This window comes from Streptococcus sp. 1004_SSPC (genome assembly GCF_001069025.1).
GTDB lineage: Bacteria > Bacillota > Bacilli > Lactobacillales > Streptococcaceae > Streptococcus > Streptococcus vestibularis.
Genome location: NZ_JWGQ01000011.1, coordinates 74,789 through 95,978 on the forward strand (window position 1 = coordinate 74,789; position 21,190 = coordinate 95,978).

The 21,190-nt window shown below is 41.6% G+C and carries 22 protein-coding genes and 2 pseudogenes; 7 read left to right on the forward strand and 17 right to left on the reverse strand.

Annotated features, from left to right (window positions below; genetic code table 11):
- Positions 1-97 precede the first annotated feature (97 nt).
- Positions 98-2,446, forward strand: coding sequence for an endonuclease MutS2 (locus ADF62_RS01105; RefSeq protein WP_048787886.1), 2,349 nt, complete (start codon positions 98-100; stop codon positions 2,444-2,446).
- Between the two features lie 67 nt (positions 2,447-2,513).
- On the forward strand, positions 2,514-2,741 hold the full coding sequence (locus ADF62_RS01110; RefSeq protein ID WP_048787887.1) for a hypothetical protein: 228 nt from the start codon (positions 2,514-2,516) through the stop codon (positions 2,739-2,741).
- A 136-nt stretch (positions 2,742-2,877) separates the two neighbouring features.
- Here the strand turns inward: ADF62_RS01110 and ADF62_RS01115 are convergent, their stop codons facing one another.
- The 8 genes and pseudogenes from ADF62_RS01115 to ADF62_RS01150 form a co-directional block, all read right to left on the reverse strand.
- The gene (locus tag ADF62_RS01115; RefSeq protein ID WP_048787888.1) at positions 2,878-3,531 is read right to left on the reverse strand and encodes a metal-dependent transcriptional regulator; all 654 of its coding nucleotides are present in this window, start codon (positions 3,529-3,531) and stop codon (positions 2,878-2,880) included.
- Positions 3,532-4,081: 550 nt separating this feature from the next.
- Positions 4,082-4,395: pseudogene (locus tag ADF62_RS10660) on the reverse strand (redoxin family protein); the annotation flags it as partial.
- 50 nt (positions 4,396-4,445) lie between these two features.
- Positions 4,446-5,378 carry a metal ABC transporter substrate-binding protein gene (locus ADF62_RS01125; protein WP_048787889.1) on the reverse strand — a complete coding sequence of 311 codons (933 nt, stop codon included), beginning with the start codon at positions 5,376-5,378 and terminating at the stop codon, positions 4,446-4,448.
- A complete protein-coding gene (locus tag ADF62_RS01130; RefSeq protein WP_048787890.1) occupies positions 5,375-6,232 on the reverse strand; it encodes a metal ABC transporter permease in 858 nt (285 codons plus the stop codon). The genes ADF62_RS01125 and ADF62_RS01130 overlap by 4 nt, the downstream gene beginning before the upstream one ends.
- A complete protein-coding gene (locus ADF62_RS01135) occupies positions 6,229-6,951 on the reverse strand; it encodes a metal ABC transporter ATP-binding protein (RefSeq protein WP_048787891.1) in 723 nt (240 codons plus the stop codon). Before ADF62_RS01135 ends, ADF62_RS01130 begins: the two co-directional genes overlap by 4 nt.
- A gap of 50 nt (positions 6,952-7,001) precedes the next feature.
- Positions 7,002-7,235, reverse strand: a pseudogene (locus ADF62_RS01140) (IS5/IS1182 family transposase); the annotation flags it as partial.
- A gap of 90 nt (positions 7,236-7,325) precedes the next feature.
- A complete protein-coding gene (locus tag ADF62_RS01145) occupies positions 7,326-7,868 on the reverse strand; it encodes a CvpA family protein (RefSeq protein WP_048787893.1) in 543 nt (180 codons plus the stop codon).
- Entirely contained in the window at positions 7,865-8,182 is a 318-nt protein-coding gene (locus ADF62_RS01150; protein WP_003096030.1) for a hypothetical protein, read from the reverse strand. Before ADF62_RS01150 ends, ADF62_RS01145 begins: the two co-directional genes overlap by 4 nt.
- Positions 8,183-8,493: 311 nt before the next feature.
- Between ADF62_RS01150 and rnhC the strand changes: the two genes are divergently transcribed.
- Genes rnhC through ADF62_RS01165 form a run of 3 tightly spaced genes read left to right on the forward strand, consistent with a single transcriptional unit; the run spans position 8,494 to position 12,609 of the window.
- Positions 8,494-9,384: a ribonuclease HIII gene (gene rnhC / locus ADF62_RS01155; RefSeq protein WP_003096026.1), complete on the forward strand. Its 891-nt coding sequence runs from the start codon at positions 8,494-8,496 to the stop codon at positions 9,382-9,384.
- Positions 9,385-9,402: 18 nt separating this feature from the next.
- Entirely contained in the window at positions 9,403-10,044 is a 642-nt protein-coding gene (gene lepB, locus ADF62_RS01160) for a signal peptidase I (protein WP_003094735.1), read from the forward strand.
- Between the two features lie 60 nt (positions 10,045-10,104).
- Positions 10,105-12,609 (forward strand): ATP-dependent RecD-like DNA helicase, encoded by a 2,505-nt coding sequence (locus ADF62_RS01165; RefSeq protein WP_003093254.1) that lies wholly within the window; start codon positions 10,105-10,107, stop codon positions 12,607-12,609.
- A gap of 39 nt (positions 12,610-12,648) precedes the next feature.
- Here the strand turns inward: ADF62_RS01165 and ADF62_RS01170 are convergent, their stop codons facing one another.
- From ADF62_RS01170 to tsaB, 5 genes are read right to left on the reverse strand one after another with little or no spacing between them, the layout of a single operon-like run.
- On the reverse strand, positions 12,649-12,975 hold the full coding sequence (locus ADF62_RS01170; protein WP_003093715.1) for an AzlD domain-containing protein: 327 nt from the start codon (positions 12,973-12,975) through the stop codon (positions 12,649-12,651).
- Positions 12,962-13,654, reverse strand: a complete 693-nt coding sequence (locus ADF62_RS01175) for an AzlC family ABC transporter permease (protein WP_003096023.1) — start codon at positions 13,652-13,654, stop codon at positions 12,962-12,964. The genes ADF62_RS01170 and ADF62_RS01175 overlap by 14 nt, the downstream gene beginning before the upstream one ends.
- 51 nt (positions 13,655-13,705) lie before the next feature.
- Entirely contained in the window at positions 13,706-14,719 is a 1,014-nt protein-coding gene (gene tsaD, locus ADF62_RS01180; RefSeq protein WP_003094813.1) for a tRNA (adenosine(37)-N6)-threonylcarbamoyltransferase complex transferase subunit TsaD, read from the reverse strand.
- Positions 14,719-15,174 (reverse strand): ribosomal protein S18-alanine N-acetyltransferase, encoded by a 456-nt coding sequence (gene rimI, locus ADF62_RS01185; protein WP_048787894.1) that lies wholly within the window; start codon positions 15,172-15,174, stop codon positions 14,719-14,721. Before rimI ends, tsaD begins: the two co-directional genes overlap by 1 nt.
- Positions 15,134-15,820 carry a tRNA (adenosine(37)-N6)-threonylcarbamoyltransferase complex dimerization subunit type 1 TsaB gene (gene tsaB, locus ADF62_RS01190; protein WP_003093512.1) on the reverse strand — a complete coding sequence of 229 codons (687 nt, stop codon included), beginning with the start codon at positions 15,818-15,820 and terminating at the stop codon, positions 15,134-15,136. The genes rimI and tsaB overlap by 41 nt, the downstream gene beginning before the upstream one ends.
- A gap of 260 nt (positions 15,821-16,080) precedes the next feature.
- On the opposite strand from tsaB, the gene ADF62_RS01195 reads away from it, so the two are divergent.
- Both ADF62_RS01195 and rnjA read left to right on the forward strand, forming a co-directional pair.
- Complete coding sequence (locus tag ADF62_RS01195) at positions 16,081-16,311, forward strand: DNA-dependent RNA polymerase subunit epsilon (protein ID WP_003093927.1); 231 nt, start codon at positions 16,081-16,083, stop codon at positions 16,309-16,311.
- Between the two features lie 4 nt (positions 16,312-16,315).
- Positions 16,316-17,998, forward strand: coding sequence for a ribonuclease J1 (rnjA, locus tag ADF62_RS01200; RefSeq protein WP_003093738.1), 1,683 nt, complete (start codon positions 16,316-16,318; stop codon positions 17,996-17,998).
- A gap of 205 nt (positions 17,999-18,203) precedes the next feature.
- Here the strand turns inward: rnjA and ADF62_RS11835 are convergent, their stop codons facing one another.
- From ADF62_RS11835 to ADF62_RS01220, 4 genes are all read right to left on the reverse strand, one after another.
- A complete protein-coding gene (locus tag ADF62_RS11835) occupies positions 18,204-18,332 on the reverse strand; it encodes a hypothetical protein (protein WP_275043065.1) in 129 nt (42 codons plus the stop codon).
- A 291-nt stretch (positions 18,333-18,623) separates the two neighbouring features.
- Positions 18,624-19,967, reverse strand: coding sequence for a type I glutamate--ammonia ligase (glnA, locus tag ADF62_RS01210; protein WP_048787896.1), 1,344 nt, complete (start codon positions 19,965-19,967; stop codon positions 18,624-18,626).
- A gap of 48 nt (positions 19,968-20,015) precedes the next feature.
- Positions 20,016-20,390: a MerR family transcriptional regulator gene (locus ADF62_RS01215; RefSeq protein WP_003094812.1), complete on the reverse strand. Its 375-nt coding sequence runs from the start codon at positions 20,388-20,390 to the stop codon at positions 20,016-20,018.
- A 173-nt stretch (positions 20,391-20,563) separates the two neighbouring features.
- Complete coding sequence (locus ADF62_RS01220; RefSeq protein WP_003093868.1) at positions 20,564-21,067, reverse strand: FUSC family protein; 504 nt, start codon at positions 21,065-21,067, stop codon at positions 20,564-20,566.
- Positions 21,068-21,190 lie beyond the last annotated feature (123 nt).

A 21,190-nucleotide genomic window follows, 5' to 3' on the forward strand; every position in this document is an offset into this window, starting at 1 on the left:
AGCTATTCAACATCTGATGACAAAAGTCCGCTCATAAAACGACCTCAGGCATTTCCCAGCTCCACGTCCTATGGTCAAATATGCTATAATAGGAATTATGAACACAAAGATTTTAGATCAATTAGAATTTAACAAGGTCAAGGACCAGTTCACAGAATACCTACAGACTGAGCAGGCTCAGGCGGAGTTACGTGACTTGGTGCCTATGACCAATCCAGAAAGAATTCAAAATCAATTTACAGAAATCCAAGAAATGTCTGAGATTTTCGTAGAGCATCATAGCTTTGCCATTGGGAGCTTAAGAGATATTTCTGAGTCCTTGCGTCGCTTGGAACTGGATGCTGACCTCAACATCCAGGAGCTCATTTCCATCAAGAAGGTCTTGCAAGCTTCAGCTGACCTTGGTCGATTCTACGCTGACCTTGAAAATGTTGAGCTCGTCGCTCTAAAACGTCTTTTCGAAAAGATTGAAGCCTTTCCAAGTCTACAAGGCAGTCTTCAGAGCATCAATGACGGTGGTTTTATTGAGCATTTTGCTAGCCCAGAGTTGCAAAATATCCGTCGTCAACTTAAATCTTGCGATGATGCCATTCGCCAGACCTTACAAGACATTCTCAAGAAATCTGGCCACATGTTGGCTGAGAGTTTGATTGCTAGTCGTAATGGTCGTTCAGTGCTTCCTGTCAAAAATACCTACCGTAACCGTATTGCTGGGGTGGTGCATGACATCTCAAGCTCTGGAAATACCGTTTATATCGAGCCACGCGCCGTTATCCAGCTTAACGAAGAAATTACACAATTACGTGCAGACGAACGCCACGAGATGACCCGTATCCTGCATGAACTGTCTAATCAACTACGCCCACAAGCTGCTGCAATTGCTAACAACGCTTGGATTTTGGGCCACATGGACTTCATTCGAGGAAAATACCTCTATCTCCAAGATAAGAAGGCGGTTATTCCAAAGATTAGTGACAACCAAACACTCCAACTGCTTAACGTTCGTCACCCGCTCTTGGTCAATCCAGTAGCCAACGATTTGAGATTCGATGAGAATCTTACAGCCATTGTCATCACAGGTCCCAATACCGGTGGTAAAACGGTCATGCTTAAAACTCTAGGACTAGCTCAACTGATGGCTCAATCTGGCCTTCCAATTTTGGCTGATAAGGGTAGTCGTGTAGCCATTTTCCAAGAGATTTTTGCGGACATCGGAGATGAACAGTCTATCGAACAGAGCTTGTCTACTTTCTCTAGTCACATGACGCACATTGTCGAGATTTTGGACGCTGCCGACAGCAACAGTCTTGTCTTGGTCGATGAGCTTGGGGCTGGTACTGACCCTCAGGAGGGGGCTAGTCTAGCCATGGCAATCCTAGAGCACCTTCGTTTGAGCCAGATTAAGACCATGGCTACCACTCACTATCCTGAGCTTAAGGCCTATGGAATTGAGACCCAACATGTGGAAAATGCCAGCATGGAGTTTGACACAGCGACTTTAAGCCCTACCTATCGTTTTATGCAGGGGGTTCCTGGTCGTTCTAATGCCTTTGAGATTGCTCGCCGCCTCGGATTGAATGAAATTATTGTCAAGGAAGCAGAAAACCTCACTGATACTGATAGTGATGTCAACCGTATCATCGAGCAACTTGAAGCCCAAACTGTGGAAACACAAAAACGTCTGGAACACATCAAGGACGTTGAGCAAGAGAACCTTAAATTCAACCGTGCGGTCAAGAAACTCTATAACGAATTCTCCCATGAGTACGACAAGGAACTCGAAAAAGCTCAAAAAGACATTCAAGAGATGGTGGATACAGCTTTGGCTGAGAGCGATAGTATTCTCAAAAATCTCCATGATAAGAGTCAACTCAAGCCTCATGAAGTTATCGATGCCAAAGGAAAACTCAAGAAACTTGCCCCACAATTGGACCTCTCTAAGAATAAGGTCCTTCGTAAGGCCAAGAAAGAAAAGGCTGCGCGTGCTCCTCGTGTCGGTGATGATATCATCGTGACCGCCTATGGTCAACGAGGCACTCTTACTAGTCAGGCCAAAAATGGTAACTGGGAAGCCCAAGTAGGTCTCATCAAGATGACCCTCAAGGCGGATGAATTCACTCTCGTTCGTGCTCAAGCTGAGGTGCAACAGCCTAAGAAAAAACAGATTAACGTAGTTAAAAAAGCCAAGAAGGCATCTGGTGGTCCTCGTGCCCGTCTAGACCTTCGTGGGAAACGTTACGAAGAAGCCATGCAAGAGCTTGATGCCTTTATTGACCAAGCCCTACTTAACAACATGAGTCAGGTGGACATCATCCACGGTATTGGTACCGGTGTCATCCGTGACGCGGTGACTAAATATCTCCGCCGTCATCGTCATGTTAAAAGTTTTGAATATGCCCCACAAAGTGCCGGTGGTTCCGGATGCACCATTGCAACCTTGGGATAAAACTAATTAAGAGAGACTGAGACTATGTGTCCAGTCTTTTTTGCAAGACAACGGAAAAATAATAAAAATGGAAGTTGTTACAAAAATTACTACTGCCATGGGTGCATTGGTCTCTATTGGTGGCCTAGGATGGGCCTTTTTAGGTGCAATTGAGTTTTTCCAAGGAAAGAAAAACCAGAATGCACAACAAACCGACAACGGAATGGTAGGTATGATTTATGTTGGCGGACTAGCTTCTGTATCAGAAAGTATTGCAGCTACAATTGTTGTTGCAATCAACTCAATTCAATTTTAAAAGGTATTTAGACATGCCAAAGTAAGCCCACCCTTATCTTCCATTTTGCACTTTCCTTTTTCTCTGGTATAACGCAAGAAAAGTCCCCAGAAGTATAACTTCTGAGGACTTTGTCTTCAATCTGACATGCCCTTAATCAAAGGTCATGTTTTTCTATGTAAAGTTGTTGGGCGATTAGGTGATTGATTTGAACTTCTTGCCCCTTAATCTGGAGTTGAAAGAGACCAGTGTAATCATCGTACCCCTTTAGAAGTATATCATCCCCGATCTTCAGTTGGATTTGTTCTAAAAAATTGAGTAATTCAAAAGTATCCTGGACTCTCCGCAAACGATAGGTTCCTGGTTCGCTGACATCGCTCAAACGATCCTGGTAAGCCTCGATGAGAAGTTTTCCTTTCGGCGGAATGGTCCCTCCATGAGGACAGATCTTAGGAGTGTCTAACATCTGGTCTAATTTATCAATAAAGCGATCGGAGACAGTATGCTCGAGCACTTCAGCCTCTTCATGAACTTCTTCAGTAGTATAGTCCAGATTTTTTAGTAAAAACAATTCAATCAAGCGGTGCTTGCGAAAAAGATCGGAAACCGTTTGGAAGCCGAGCTCGGTGAGCAGATAGCCGTGGAGCTTATCCTTGATGAGGAGATTCTCCGAGATCATGCGCTTGACCATCTCAGTCACGGCTGGAGGTGAAACCTGCATCCGGGCCGCAATCTCTTTGTTACTAATTTTTTCATGTTGCGCACCGATTTCATAGATGCACTTGAGGTAATCTTCTTTATTTGGTGTCATAGGTTCCTCTTTTCTTCTCTCCTTCTAGTATATCAAAAAAAGAGCAAAATGGCTTGGCCAGTGGATAGGAATTGCCTGGGGGTAAAAGATTCTAATATAGAAAAAAATGAGAACAAAATAAAAAGGAGGATGTAGATGCAGCGACAGGAATTAGAAATGCTGAGCTGTACGACCAGATGTTTCAGCCGCTTAGAAAACTGATTGCAGTCTTGTACGTATGAAGCAATACGTCAAGCTTGCTACTGCTCTGTCTTAGTCTTTGCCAGCCCTCTTTTCCAAGATATGTGTCCGAGAGAACTGCAAGAGTTGACAGGAGTCCGTTCCCAAGCTCTCTTAGAAGGGACCATACACCCCTGTCTTATATCACAGGATTTATTGGAGCCGAAAGGAAACCTTTGCACAAGGAGGTAGGAACTACAAGCAATAGGTAGTAAAGCGCATGCGAAGATTTCTACAACGCATCCCTCACTCTCGTTGACGAGTCCTTCTCCGTGATGGTCTCCATCGTATTCTATAGCAACGAAAAAGAGGTCTACGACCTCTTTTTTCTTTATCTAAGTGCTTTAATGGCTTCGATTGCAGCATCGCAATTTGGTTCACTATTGATGTTGTCTAGGTACTCAACGTAAGCGACCTTGTTATTCGCATCTAAAACCAAAACAGTACGTGCAAGTAAATGCCATTCATTTATTAAGAGTCCGTAGGCTTTTCCGAAGGAATGGTCAAAGTAGTTTGAGAGCATGATGGCATTTTCAATTCCTTCTGAAGCATACCATTTGCCTTAAGCGCAAGGAAAATTTACAGAAACCGTTAAGACCACAGCGCTCTCCATGTCAGAGAGAGCCTCTGGTTGAAGTGACGTGTTTAAGGGGAAGAGCTACTGATTTATTTGAGAAGCTAACGGGTTTGGAGCCTTATTGGTTCAGACCTTCTGCAATTTTCTCTAAATTCCATTTCATCATACTATAGTAGCTGTCACCTTCTTCCCCTTTTTTAGCAATCGAGTCAGTGAAGATCTTTGCAAAGATAGGAATATTGGTATCTTTAGCCACAGTTTTCATAGGGCGTTCATCGACACTGGATTCGACAAAGAGGGACGGTACCTTGGTTTGACGGAGCTTTTCTACCAGAGTTTTGATTTGGTCAGGTGTGCCTTCTTCTTCAGTGTTAATTTCCCAGATATAGGCAGATGGGACGCCGTAAGCTTTCGAAAAGTACTTGAAACAGCCTTCGCTGGTCACAATCATCTTCTTCTCTTCTGGTATAGTGTTGAATTTTTGTTTGGCTTCTTGGTCAAGCTTGCTGAGCTTTTCAGTATAAGCTGCTAGATTTTTTTTGTAAAAATCCTTGTTTTTTGGATCTTTAGCGATCAATTGTTTGGCAATGTTTTTAGCATAGATAATCCCGTTTTCGAGATTGAGCCAAGCATGAGGGTCTTCTTTTCCAGCTTGGTTTTGACCTTCTAGGTAGATGACGTCGACTCCATCGCTAACTGCGAAATAATCCTTGTTTTCTACTTTATTGGCATTTTTGACTAGTTTGGTAAACCAAGCATTGCCACCGGTTTCGAGGTTAATCCCATTGTAAAAAATCAGGTCTGCTTGCGAGGTTTTTTTGACATCTTCTGGTAGCGGTTCGTACTCGTGGGGATCTTTGCCGACAGGGACAATACTGTGTAGCTCGATCTTATCCCCAGCGATATTTTTGGTAATATCTGCAAGGATTGAGTTGGTGGTAACGACTTTCAACTTATCGGATGAGGATTTGGAAAAAGAGCTCTTGCTACAAGCCATAAGACCAAATAAGAGCACCACAAAGAGGGTGAGGACATAAGCGATTTTTTTCATGTGTTTTTCCTTTCATGAGACGAGAGAGCATGCTTGTTCTTTCTCTGCTTAGGAGCGATAAAGAAGCTGATGAGAAAGAAGACTGCAGAAGTGAGGACAATACAAGACCCGACGGCGATGTTGAAGCTATAGCCAATAAAGAGTCCTAGGATGGATGCAAGAGCACCTAATCCGGATGAAAGGAGCATCATGGACCAGAGACTATTCGCATAGAGATAGGCTGTCGCAGCGGGTGTGATAAGCATGGCGACGATGAGAATGGTCCCGACACTCTGCATAGCAGTGACAGAAACCAAGGTCAAGAGCACCATGAGGAGATAGTGATAGAGCTTGACCCGGACGCCCATGGATTGAGCGAGGACAGGATCAAAAGAAGTGAGCAGTAGGGGACGAAAGAGCAGGCAAATCGCCAGCAATACGGCCACTCCAACACCGATAGTTATCCACATATCCTGGTCTTGCACGGCCAAGATATTTCCAAAGAGGATGTGGAAAAGGTCGGTGGAACTTTTAGCAATTCCAATCAGAATGACCCCTAAGGCGAGGAAAGAAGAAAAGGTAATCCCAATTGCAGTATCGCTCTTGATGATGGAGTTGCTCTTTATATAGGTGATCAAGATGGAAGCTAAAAGCCCGAAGGCAATGGCACCAATAAAGAAATTGATGCCCAAGATAAAGGACAGAGCTACCCCCGGAAGAACCGCGTGTGAGATGGCATCTCCCATAAGAGACATGCCTCGCAAAATGATGAAACATCCCACAGCTCCAGCGACAATTCCTATGGCAATGGCTGTAATTAGGGCATTCTGTAAGAAGTGGAATTGCTGTAATCCATTGATAAATTCCGTAATCATACGACTCCACCTCCTATAAAGAGTTCATGCCCGTAGGCTGCATGCAGATTTTCTTTGGTAAAGGTATCCTCTGTTTTCCCAAAAGCAATCAGCTTACGATGGAGGAAGATGACCTGGTCAAAATAAGATGTAACCTTGCTGAGGTCGTGATGGACAATCAGGATGGTCTTACCTTCCTTTTTCAAGGTGTGGAGTGTCTGCATGATGATGTCTTCGCTAACGGAGTCAATACCAGCGAAGGGCTCATCCAAAAATATGACATCTGCCTCTTGGACCAAACAGCGGGCGATCAGGACCCGTTGGAATTGCCCACCCGAAAGCTGACCAATCTGGCGATCTGCTAAATCAAGGAGATTGACAAGCTCCAAGGCATCTTCCACCTTTTGAAAATCCTCCTTGATTTTTCTCTTGAAGATAGAGAGATGGGGATAGAGTCCCAGTGAGACACACTCCCGCACCGTGATGGGGAAGTGGAAATCGATAGCTGTCTTTTGTTCGACATAGGCGACTCGTTGAAGAACTTGGCCGATATCTTTCTGATCAAGCTGGACCCTTCCCGAATGAGGCAAAAGTCCTAGCATGGCCTTGATCAGGGTTGATTTCCCTGCTCCGTTAGGTCCAAGAATTCCTAGGATGGTTGGACCCTGGATGGTGATGGAAAGGTCCTCTAAGGCCAGTGTTCTCTGGTAAGAAACACTTAGATGTTCAATTTGAATCATAATTTCACTCCTTTGATATTAATATACATGAATAAAAAAATTAAGTCAAGTTAATTTCTAAAAAAGAGAACTCGATAGAGTTTCCCTTCAGAATGAAGACAAACATCAAAAACGATGTTTGCCTTTTTTATATTCACACTTAATTCTCGCACAATCCAATAATATTGAGGTATTTGGATTAAATAATAGGTCTTCCCTACCATCATTTTTACTAATTTTTTGATATTTAGACATGCCAAAGTAAGCCCAACCATATCTTCCATCTTGGACTTTCCTTTTTCTCTGTATAACGCAAGAAAAGTCCCCAGAAGATAACTTCTGAGGACTTTGTCTTCAATCAAAACACTCCCTTAATCAAGGAAGACGTCTATTTTCTATATCACACTTGTCCACAAGTGTTGGATAATCTGGCTAACTGGAAAATTCCAATTAATCAAAAAACGTAAAAACCAGCTAGATGACAAGACCGTTTGAATATTGTTTATGGGAACGGTCGCAAGTATATTCCCCAACATAGTCAAAGGTACTAAACTTACCAAGGAAGCCAAAACACCACTTGCCACTTGGAACCGTGTCTGGTCAAGACGCTCAATTCTCACAAAATGGAAGAAAATCCCAAGAAAGCGCAAACCATAATAGGTCACACAATAGATGGCGAAGTAGCTAACGCCCGCATAATAGACACGGTCAAGTGAGAAAACATTCTGGTCTGTAAAAAAAGCTACACTGGCATCTTTGGTTGGATTAGCATAAGGTACCCAAAGATTAATAGCCTCACCTAGTGACTTGTAAAAATAGGCCGCGACGCACATGGCAATAATGACTGAAACCACGTAATAGGCTTGCATAAAGAGACCTCTTCGGTAGCCAATATAGAAATTCCAAGCCATGATGGCTAAGACAAGGAGTCCAATCATGCGTCATCCTCATCGTCATCACTTTGAGCTGTCGCCTTGACCTTAAGTTGTTCGAGTTGCTTAGCTCTCAAAATTTCCAACTCTTTTTCCATATCTTCAACTTGGATTTCACGTTCCAACTGAGTTGATAGAGAGTTGATGGCCATTAGAATAGCAATCGTTTCATTATCAGCATTTTTCATCTGCTTTTTGATAATTTTATATTTCTCATAAGCAACACGCTCCACCTCTTCCATGAAAAGGTTGTCCTTATCAGTTGTTAGCGTGAGGTTCTTCTCTCCAAAATGAAATTTGTAACGATTCTTATTTGCCATTTGCTTATTAACTGCCTAATCAATGGTGGGCAGGGAGTCTCCACCACAGCTTCTCCTTATTTTTGTTTTTAGCACCCTTTTTAGTCAGATTTTAACACCTTCTCCAGGGTGTGTTCGACATATAAATACCAACTGACTCCTCCAATCATCGAAAAAAGAGCAGAATTTGGCATTCTTTTTCTAATCATTATATCCTAAATTTTAAATTTCGTAAATTTTATACTTTGCCCTTCTCCAGAAAAATAATTTTCAAGGATTCCTAACCTGTAAAATATCTACCAATTCTCCTTTTTTGTGCTAAAATAGATTCCATGGGCACAATCGTATTAAAAATGACAGCAGAGCAGATTTCAGTACTCCAGAAGGATCTAGCAAGCTATGCAACTGCGACTAAAAATCCATACGCTAGTTTTTCAGCTAAGGTCGATGGAACAAGTGTCATCGCCTATACTTCAGGTAAGGTGACCTTCCAGGGTGCTAAACCAGAAATCCTAGCTAGCCGTTTTGGTTACCAAGCCACGCCTAAGCAGTCAACTGATGGGCAAAATCTGGCCCTAATTGGATCAGACGAAGTCGGAAACGGCTCCTATTTTGGTGGTTTAGCTGTTGTAGCTAGCCTAGTTACTCCCGCTGACCATGCTTTTTTGAAAGCTCTAGGAGTCGATGATTCTAAAAATCTAAACGATACTAAGATTCGTCAGATTGCACCTCTCTTGGAGGAGAAAATTCCCCACAAAGCACTCCTGCTTTCTCCTAGAAAGTACAATGAGGTAGTTGGAGACGGTAAAGCACATAATGCTGTATCCGTCAAAGTAGCCCTCCATAATCAGGCTATCTTCCTACTATTACAATCAGGTGCTAAACCAGATAAGATTGTCATCGATGCCTTCACCAGTGAGAAAAATTATCAAAAATATCTCAAGAACGAACGTAATCGCTTTGACTTTCCTATTACTTTAGAAGAAAAAGCCGAAGGTAAATACCTAGCTGTCGCGGTGAGCTCTATCATCGCCCGCAATCTCTTCCTGGAAAATCTAGATAAACTCAGCCAAGAAGTAGGTTATACGCTTCCTTCAGGTGCTGGTGCTAAGTCTGACCAGGTCGCAACCAAGCTTCTTCAAGCCTACGGAGATCAGGCTCTCCAAGCTACTGCTAAATATCATTTCGCCAATACTAAAAAAGCCTACCAACGCTTACAATAACCCTGAAAGGCCTTAACTATGAAAAACAAATGGACCCAATACTTCCTCATTTTACTCCGTGAATGGGGACTCTTTATCCTCTTTATCACATTCTTCCTCTTGACTCGCCTCTTCCTTTGGCTCCCTGTCCAAGTTGATGGTCACTCAATGGATCCCACTCTAGCCAATAATCAACGTGTTATTGTTTTGAAACATACATCCATTGAACGCTTCGATATTGTCGTTGCCAAGGAAGTCGAAGATGGTAAGACGAAACAAATTGTCAAACGTGTCATCGGGATGCCGGGTGATACAATTACCTATCAAAACGATAAACTTACTGTCAACGGTAAAGAAGTTAAGGAAGAATACCTCAAAGAATTCCAAGCTGCCTTTGCCAAGGATAAGCTACAAAAAGAATATGCTTACAACGATGATAAGAGCAAGAGTAGCTACTTCCAACAACTAGCTAAGGATGCCAAGGCCTTTACAACCAATGCTGACGGCAACACGACCTTCTCTGTCACTGTTCCTGAAGGCAAATATTTCCTACTTGGAGACAATCGTATTGTTTCCAAAGATAGTCGAGCAGTTGGTTACTTTGACAAGAGTGCTCTTGTAGGAGAAGTCAAATTCCGCTTCTGGCCAATTAATAAAATTGGTACCGTTGAGGACAACTAAAAACACTAAATAATATAAGGTTGGGGAAACCCAGCCTTATTATGTATCTAGGAAAAACACATGCAAGAATTTTATTTTTCAGGAACTATCGAACGCGTCATTTTTGAAAACGCTAGTAATTTTTTTCGTATCCTACTCTTAGAAATTGACGAAACAGACAGTGATTTTGAAGACTATGAAATCATTGTTACTGGAACTATGGGGGATGTCATGGAGGGTGAAGACTATACCTTCTGGGGTCAGCTAACCAATCATCCCAAGTATGGCGAACAACTCCAAATGACACGCTACGAACGGTCAAAACCTTCTGCCAGCGGTCTTATCAAGTATTTTGCCAGCGACAATTTTAAGGGGATTGGTAAGAAAACAGCTGAGCGTATTGTCGAGATTTATGGCGAAGATCCTATTGACAAGATTCTCGAGGATCCTAGCAAGTTAGAGCAGATTTCTAACCTTTCAAAGGTCAATCGAGAAGCCTTCGTTGCAAAGTTAAAAATCAACTATGGAACCGAACAAATCTTGTCCAAACTTTCTAGCTATGGACTCACACCAAAGGCTGCCTCACAAATTTTCAACCAATATAAGGAAGAGTCGCTTAATCTTATTGAGGAACACCCTTATCTCTTGGTAGAGGAAGTTCAAGGAATCGGATTTAAAATGGCGGATCAACTGGCTGAACGTCTCGGCATTGCTAGTGATGCTCCTGAGCGTTTACGAGCCGCCCTGATTCATTGTCTACTAGAAGCTAGTATGGAAGAGGGCGACACCTACATCGAAGCCAAAGCCTTGCTTGAACGAACTATCATCCTTTTGGAAAGTGCTCGCCAAATTGAACTTGACCCCTCCTTGGTCGCTAACCAATTAACCAACCTCATCCAAGAGGATAAAGTGCAAAATATAGAGACTAAAATCTTTGATAATACCCTATATTTTGCGGAACAGGGCATCTATACCCACCTAACTCGTATCATGAAAGACCAACCTGACATTAGTGCAGAGGACAAAATCCAATCAAGTCTTGAAGAGGTGGAAGAGGAGCTTGGTATTACTTATGACAAGGTTCAAAAAGATGCCATTATCAAAGCCCTACAAAGTAAGGTCTTCATCCTGACAGGTGGTCCCGGAACAGGGAAAACCACTGTTATTAACGGCATTATTAAAACCTATGCCGACCTTCATGGTCTAGATCTTAAAAAGTCTGATTTGCCTATTATTTTAGCGGCACCAACAGGACGGGCTGCTCGTCGGGTGAACGAACTCACCAAACTTCCTAGTGCCACTATTCATAGGCATTTGGGCCTCAATAGCGAGGACGATTTCAAGACCTTAGATGACTATCTCGATTGCGATTTGATTATCATCGATGAGTTCTCTATGGTTGATACTTGGTTGGCCAATCAACTCTTCGAAAGCATTTCTGATACTACTCAAGTAATCATTGTAGGTGACCAAGATCAGCTGCCTTCCGTAGGTCCTGGCCAAGTCTTGGCTGACCTTTTGCAGATTGATGACTTGCCTAAGGTTTCTCTAACCAAAATTTTCAGACAATCTGAGGATTCCACTATTGTTACCTTAGCTAGCCAGATGCGCAAAGGCCAACTACCCGCTGATTTCACAGAGAAAAAGGCTGACCGATCATACTTTGAGGCTAATGCTAGCCATATTCTACAGATGGTCCCTAAAATTGTCTCTGCGGCTATTAAAAGTGGGATTGCTGCTCAGGATGTACAGATTCTGGCCCCCATGTACCGAGGACAGGCTGGTATCAACAATCTCAATACCATTATGCAGGATCTACTCAATCCCAAAGAAAAAGCCAATCAATTTGCCTTTAATGATATTTTCTTCCGTAAGAATGACAAGATTCTCCATCTGGTCAACGATACAGAACTCAATGTCTTCAATGGCGATATCGGAATCATCACTGACCTCATACCTGGTAAATATACTGAAAGTAAGCAGGACGAAATTTACATGTCCTTCGATGGCAATGAGGTTATCTATCCTCGTAACGAATGGAATAAGATTACTCTGGCCTATGCCATGTCAATCCACAAATCCCAAGGGAGTGAGTTCCCAGTCGTTATCCTTCCTATCACACGCCAAAGTGGACGTATGCTTCAACGTAACCTCATCTACACCGCTATCACACGTGCCAAGAGTAAGCTAGTCATGTTAGGGGAAATTGCAGCCTTCGATTATGCCGTTCACAACGAAGGCGCCAAACGCAATACCTACCTCATCCAACGTTTTGAACAAACTTATTCACAAGCTGTTGATAAGTCTGTCGAAAAGATTGTTAAAAACGAGGCAACAGATGCCTCTAATCAAACAATAACAGAAAACGATATACCCTCAGAAACCCTTAAAAACAAAGACTTCTTGGAAAATATCAAACCATCCCAAACTCTTATCAACACTTATTCACACCCTGTGGATAAGTCTGTTAACAAAGCTGTGCAAACAGAAGAAAACAGTCGTTTAACTGAGGAAAATTGGGCAACTATCGACCCAATGATAGGTCTCAGCGAAGATGATATTGCAGCCTTTTTTAACAACAACTAAGAAAAAGACTTGGAGATCAACTCCAAGTCTTTTCATTTACTAAAATACTAATCGAATCAGGGCCATGGACACAATACCAACGATCACAGCATAGAGGAGATTCTTACTCTTAAATGCTACAATTACCGTTGGCACCATGGCCAGGATTTCCATCCACCTAAACTGTGGCAAGTGACCAATCTTCTCAGTCGTGAGACTAGAGAGAACCAGGGCAAAAAGAATAGAAACTGGTAAGTAGTGTAAGAAACGAACAACTATATCTGGTAGACCCTTGTATTTAACCAGTACAAAGGGGAGAATACGAGGAACCCAACTGACTATAAATCCAAGTAAGATAGCTGTGAGAATAAACTTATTGACGGCCATCACACATTACCCCCACACTACATCCAATCAAAGTAGACACTAGAACGGCCAAAGACTCTGATAAGATGATACTAAAACTCAGATATGCCACCGCAATAGATAACAGAATCATAAACAGCTTACGCACCCCTTCACCTAGCAAGGCATCAAACTGACTACTTAACAAACCAAGAAACATAGCAATCAAGGCAAAATCCAAACCAAAAAGCTCAGGATTAGGAATCATTGAACCAATCAAGCAACCAATTACTGATGATACAATCCAAACCAGATAACTGAAAATATTGTTACCATGCATCCAGTCAGCGGAAATATCTTTATGATGCACATATTCTCCTAATAAGACACCATAACTTTCATCCGTAATCAGACTACCAATTCCCAGCTGATTCCAGAGGCTTGTTTTTGTAAAAATCATCGTTGCATGTAAACTCATCAACATATTACGCAAATTAACCAAGAAAACAGTCAAGGTTAACTCACCTAGGCCAGCTCCCGCAACTACTAAAGCACACATGGCAAACTGGGCCGAGCCACCATAGACCAAGGCACACATGAGAGCAACCTCAAGGGCTGATAGACCCGAAGCGGACGCTACAACACCGAAGGATAGGCCAATAGCTACATAGCCTAAAGCTGTCGGTACCGCGGCTTTTACACCTAAACGAAAGTCAGACACTCTCGATTCCTTTCTAAAGGAACCTCTTACCAGACGAGTAAGAGGTTCTTCTTATTCTTCAAATCCTGCAAAGGCTAGACTTGGTTTAGCATTTAAATCTAACTCAGCAAAATGTTTTTTATCATATTCAATAGCTGCTGCTAAAGCAATCATACCAGCATTGTCACCACAAAGACGCAAAGGAGGAATAATCACATCTACATCTGTGATTTCCTCAGCCAAGCGTTCACGTAAGCCCTGATTAGCTGCCACGCCCCCAGCAACAACAAGTGTTTTGACAGGGTAACGCTCTAAAGCTTTCTTCGTCTTAGCTAGGAGAATATCCAACACAGCAGCTTGGAAGGAAGCACAAAGGTCTTCTGTTACTAAAACTTCCCCTTTCTGCTCAGCATTATGGTGCAAATTAATGAAGGCTGACTTCAAGCCTGAAAATGAAAACTCCAAGTGGTCTTCCTTTATCATAGCGCGTGGAAAATCATAAACATCTTTCCCTTTATGAGCCAATTCATCAATTTCACGCCCAGCTGGGTAGGTCAATCCCATCACACGACCGACCTTGTCATAGGCCTCACCAACTGCATCATCACGTGTCTCACCAACAATCTTGTAATTTCCCGGTTCTGACACATAAACCAACTCTGTGTGTCCCCCAGACACCAAAAGTGCTAGGAGGGGATACTCTAATTCTTGAACCTCACGCGCCGCCATCAGATGCCCTGCCATATGATTGACCGGAATCAAAGGCAAACCGTGCGCCCAGGCAAAGGCCTTAGCTGCTGCCATCCCAACCAAGAGGGCTCCAACCAAGCCTGGGCCATAGGTTACAGCTACAGCATCCAATTGTTCAGCAGCAATTCCCGCCTCAGATAAAGCATCCTTAATACAAAGAGTCACTACTTCCACATGGTGACGGCTAGCCACCTCAGGAACAACACCACCAAATCGTTTATGGCTTTCTACCTGACTGGCAATAATATTACTTAAAAGTTCTTTCTCATTTTTTAAAACGGCAACTGAAGTCTCGTCACACGAGCTCTCCACTGCCAAAATATATCTATCTGCCATTAGACTTCCTCTCGCCTCATGATAACCGCATCCTCTTGAGGCTCATGATAATAATTTTTTCGAATTCCTAGACTTTCAAAACCAAATTTTCTATAAAGCGCCTGAGCGACTTGATTTGAAGTCCTCACTTCTAGAAAGATTGGCTCACTACGCTCTTCTAAATACTTCATCAGCTGACTGGCATAACCACGTCCCTGATAAGCTTTTAGAACCGCAACATTGGTAACCTCAAGCTCTCCAACTAAATTTTGAAGGGCTAAAAAACCAACGACTTCTTCCTGATCATAAACATAGAAATACTCCGTAGTATCCAAAGCCAAGTCTGCTACCACTTGTTCTATCGTCCACGGAGACTTGTCATAAACATCCGACAAAATCTGGTAAATGATCTGAGCCTGTTCCTGGCAACTCAATCTAGACGCGCTTGATGTAGTTGTCACGGTTAGTCTCCTCATGTGTCTTAAGCCAGTTTTCCTCTGCCTCAACTCGCTTCAAGTAATGTGGGACAAAGGCATCCACATTAACAGGAGGCAATGATAAACCTAAACGACCAATTAACAGGGCTGACGGAAGACTTGACAAGATAGTTGCCTCTGGAAGGCTTTCCTTAATCTGATCCACAAAATTAACTACTTCACCTACAAAAGTTACCTTTTCAAACGTTTTAGCTTGCTCAAGAACATCTGTAAAAGCAGCATGACAATCAGGGACGATAGCTTGGCCGTTTTCATAAAATCCGACGTAAACATTATTACGACGGGCATCCATGATAGGAATCACAACACCGTCAACCGAAAGGTTTGTCAGCGCCTGTAGACTTGAAACTCCCACTAAATCAATGTCAAGCGCATAGGCTAATGTCTTAGCTGTTGCAACAGCCACACGAAGCCCTGTGTAGGATCCAGGTCCTTGAGCAACAACGATACGGTCTAAATCAGCTGGTTGCCAGCTCGCCTGAGCGACCAAAAAATCAATGGTGGGCATCAAACTAATACTGTGATTCTTTTTCACTGTCACGGTTGCCTCTGCCACTAAGTTCTCATCTTCCAACAAGGCTACTGATAAAGCCGTGCTAGAAGTATCAAATGCTAATATTTTCATCTTTTTTCCTTGTTTCCTTTTATGCTTTTCTATTATAACACAAGTAGTTATTTTCCAAAAACGAACATTCCCCAACTTTTTCCGCCATTTTCTTTATCTAGCCCTTATCTTATGGTACAATAATAGTAATTGTTAAACGAATCAAGGCTACTAGCTATTACTCATAAAGTGAATATCATAACGTCAAGTAAATCATAGAAAGATTAACTTGACCGGTTTTTTTATAGAATGGCAGAGCCTTTTGGAAAGAAAGGAAAACCATGATTTATAAAGTCTTTTACCAAGAAACTAAAGAGCGTAATCCACGCCGTGAACAGACAAAATCACTCTACCTAGATATCGATGCAGAAACTGAACTTGAGGGACGTATCCAAGCTCGTCAAATCATCGAAAAAAGCACTGCCTATAACATCGAATTCATCGAGCTCCTCTCAGAAAAAGCCCTTGAATACGAAAAAGAAACAGGCGTTTTTGAAGTAACGGAGTTCTAAGACTATGGCATCAAAAATCAATCTAAAACCTGAAGAAGTTGGGGTTTATGCGATTGGTGGTTTGGGGGAAATCGGTAAAAACACCTATGGTATTGAATACCAAGATGAGATTATCATCGTCGATGCAGGTATTAAATTCCCTGAGGATGATCTTCTCGGTATCGATTATGTCATTCCGGACTATTCTTACATCGTTGAAAACGTTGACCGTGTTAAAGCTCTTGTCATTACTCACGGTCACGAAGACCATATTGGTGGTATTCCCTTCCTTCTTAAGCAGGCAAACATCCCAATCTACGCAGGTCCGCTTGCCCTCGCTCTCATCAAAGGAAAATTGGAAGAACACGGGCTACTTCGTGACGCACAACTCTATGAAATTAATGCTAATACAGAGCTTACTTTCAAAAATATGAGCGTGACCTTCTTCCGCACAACTCACTCAATTCCAGAACCTCTCGGAATTGTCATCCATACACCACAAGGTAAAATTGTTTGTACCGGTGACTTTAAGTTTGACTTCACTCCAGTAGGTGAGCCAGCAGACCTTCATCGTATGGCTGCACTCGGTGAAGAAGGGGTTCTTTGCCTCCTCTCAGACTCAACCAATGCTGAAGTCCCAACTTTCACTAATTCCGAGAAGGTCGTTGGACAATCCATCATGAAAATTATTGAAGGCATCCACGGACGTATTATCTTCGCCTCATTTGCCTCTAATATTTTCCGTCTGCAACAAGCTGCCGAAGCTGCTGTAAAAACCGGTCGTAAGATTGTTGTCTTTGGACGTTCTATGGAAAAAGCCATTGTTAATGGTGTTGAACTAGGCTACATCAAGGTTCCAAAAGGAACTATTATTGACCCTAGTGAGATGAAAAACTACCATTCCAGTGAGATTCTTATCATGTGTACTGGTTCTCAAGGAGAGCCTATGGCAGCCCTTGCACGTATCGCTAACGGGATGCACCGCCAAGTGACACTGCAACCTGGTGACACTGTTATTTTCTCATCTAGCCCTATCCCAGGAAATACAACCAGCGTTAACCGCTTGATTAATACTATTCAAGAAGCTGGCGTCGATGTTATCCACGGTAAAATCAACAATATCCATACCTCTGGACACGGTGGTCAACAAGAGCAAAAACTCATGCTTCGTTTGATCAAACCAAAATTCTTCATGCCTGTTCACGGTGAATACCGCATGCAGAAAGTCCACGCAGGTCTCGCTGTTGATTGTGGTGTTCCAAAAGATAATATCTTTATCATGGAAAATGGTGATGTCCTAGCCCTAACAAAAGATTCTGCTCGTCGTGCAGGTCATTTCAATGCTCAAGACATCTATGTCGATGGTAATGGTATCGGTGATATCGGGGCGGCCGTTCTTCGTGACCGTCGTGATCTTTCTGAAGACGGGGTCGTCCTTGCTGTCGCAACTGTTGATTTCAAGTCTAAGATGATTCTAGCTGGTCCAGATATTCTCAGTCGTGGCTTTATCTATATGCGTGAATCTGGTGATCTTATTCGTGATAGCCAACGCATTTTATTCAACGCAATTCGTATTGCTCTTAAAAATAAAGACGCCAGCATTCAATCCGTTAACGGAGCTATCGTCAATGCATTACGACCATTCCTATATGAAAAAACAGAACGTGAGCCAATCATCATTCCAATGATTCTCACACCTGATAACTAAAAAATGGTAGCCTAACAGCTACCATTTTTTAGTCCGATACAAATCTTCAGTAAGTAAAAAAGTTCCATAAACGCTGCTTCTCCTTTTATACACCTGGATAAATGTAAGATACCGCCCCTGGTGTTGTTGAATTTTATAAATTAAACCAAGCATGATAGTTATCAATGTGTTGCTAATTGTTATAGTTCGACTCCAAGATTTGAATCTAACCAACTTGTTTAACATAACCAACGTATCCATATCCACCATCAGTCCAACATACAATCGAACGAGCAGCAGATATCGAACCAACAGCATAAGCCTTGGCTAGTAATTGAGAAGAACAAGTCTCCATTTTGAACAGTATAAGAATCAGCATCAGTTGTTTGAGCGACTGTAAGACCGAGCAATAATGTACTTGGGACTATTGCTAAGGCAGCTGTTTTGTTGTTTTTATATTTCCCCCTGAATAAGATTGATATAAAATTAGTTTAACATCTTGATATTTTTATGTAATTAATAGAGAAAAAAGAAATATGACAAAAGCAAACAAATCTGTTAGAGGTACATAATCTATCCAAGAACTTAATAAACTCCTTTTTAAACAAAAAGAAAACCAGGTAACCCTGATCTTCAAATTATTTTATTAATACAGATCTAAGTAGTTATCAATTTCCCATTGTGAAACGAAAGTAGCGTAGCTTGCCCATTCCATACGTTTCGCATCAAGGAAGTTTGTATAGATATGATTACCCAATGCTTGACGAACCACTTCATCCGTTTCCAATGCTTTAAGAGCATTACGTAGTGTTGATGGCAAATCAATGATACCAGCCTCTTTACGTTCTTCTGGAGACATTGAGTAGATGTTTGTTTCAACTGGATCTGGTGCTTCAATCTTGTTAATAATACCATCAAGACCTGCTTCCAAAAGAACAGCAAGTGCCAAGTATGGGTTTGCCATTGGGTCTACTGAACGCAATTCCAAACGTGTACCCATACCACGAGAAGCAGGGACGCGAATCAATGGTGAACGGTTGCTACCTGCCCATGCAATATATACAGGGGCTTCGTAACCTGGTACCAAACGTTTATAAGAGTTAACCGTTGGATTAATAATGGCAGTATAGTTATAGGCATGTTTCATCAATCCACCAAGGAAGTAATAGGCATCTTGAGATAATTGCATACCACGTGGATCTTCTGGATCGAAGAAAGCATTTCCTTCATCAGTGAAGAGAGACATGTTACAGTGCATACCACTACCAGCAATACCGTATTTAGGTTTCGCCATAAATGTAGCATAGAGACCATGTTTACGAGCAATTGTCTTAACAACTAGCTTAAACATTTGAATATTATCACATGCTTTCAAAACATCAGCATATTTAAAATCGATTTCGTGTTGTCCAACCGCAACCTCATGGTGAGATGCTTCAACTTCAAATCCCATTTCTGTCAACACATTAACAATTTCACGACGTGTGTTGTCGGCAAGGTCAGTTGGTGCAAGGTCAAAATAACCACCTTTATCGTTAACTTCAAGCGTAGGATTACCTTGTTCATCTAATTTGAAAAGGAAAAATTCTGGCTCTGGTCCAAGATTAAATGATTTATAACCAACTTCTTCCATATGACGCAAAGCTTTTTTCAAGTTACCACGTGGGTCTCCTGCAAATGGTTCACCTGCCGAAGTATAGATATCACAAATAAGACCAGCGACTGCCCCATTTTCATCACCCCAAGGGAAGACTGTCCAAGTATCAAGATCTGGGTAAAGATACATATCAGATTCATTGATACGAACAAAACCTTCGATTGATGAACCATCAAACATAGCTTTATTTGAAAGTACCTTATCCAACTGTTCATCTGTCGCAGGAATTTCAACATTCTTCATAACACCAAGGATGTCAGAGAACATTAAACGCAAAAAAGTAACATTCTTCTCTTTGACTTCGCGACGAATATCAGCTGCTGTGATTGCCATAATAGGGGTCTCCTTTATAAAAACCAAAAATAAAAGTTCAAAGCGTAATTAAATACGCAAGTTACCAAATCGTTGTGATGGGGTCGTAAAACGGCCTTGCTGAAGGAGTTCATCATGCAAGATACGTCGAACGTCCGCATCAGTTAAAGCTACTTGTTTTTGTTGCGCACGAACTTTACGTTCCTCATACTCATGCTTAATTGCTGCAATATTGTAACCGTCATTCAAAAAATCTTTGATTTCCAATAAACTATCCATATCATTTAATGAGTACATACGACGATTTCCAGCTGTACGTTCAGGTTGAATCAACCCCTGATCTTCATAGTAACGAATTTGACGAGCAGTTAAATCCGTTAACTTCATAACTGTGCCAATCGGAAAAACAGCCAAAGAACGTCTTAGTTCTTTTTCTCTTGCCATGATCATCCTCCTTTCCTAACAATTATATTCTGAATGTTACTACATGTCAACAGATAATGTTACTTTTTCTTACACAATAAGAAAATCCCGAACATTGTATTGCTTATTATCTTATATTCAAGGATTTTATTTTAAAAACCATAAAAAAAGAGCTCAAGAGAACTCTATTATTCTTATTTTAAATGTTTAAGTAACCAATCATAATCATAATTAACAAGTATTGCAATAAAGACTCCGCAAAACGTTTCAAATACTCTGGCTATCACATAGGTGAAGGTATTATCAGGTGGAATAGACAAAGTAATAATCAAAAGCGCAGCCACTCCTCCAATAACTCCAGAAGCATTATTAAAGGACACATTAATGACAATAGTCAACATTGTTAAAATAGGGACCAATAGCAAAGTCACCCAAACTGAATTGTCAAACCACATATTCACAAAATAGAATAAAAGCGATAAAAGACCCCCAACTGTATTCGCAAAAATACGTGACTTTCCAAATTGAACACTACGGTCAAAATTCTCACGCAAACTAAAAACAGCAGTTAAACAACCAATCTGAAGCCCTTCCCAGCCTAAAGCAGAGAACAAGCCTAAAACAAGAAAAACGGCTATCCCGGTCTTTAGTGTACGCATACCAAACTTAAATTTTTTTGATTCAAATTTCAATCCCATTCTACTATTTTACCATGATTGACTGGCTTTTGGGATATTTCACTGTATAATTAAAAAATAAAAAAGAATGTTGATATTTTACATCTTACAATTGAATAGTCTTCAATTCAACAAAAAAGAACG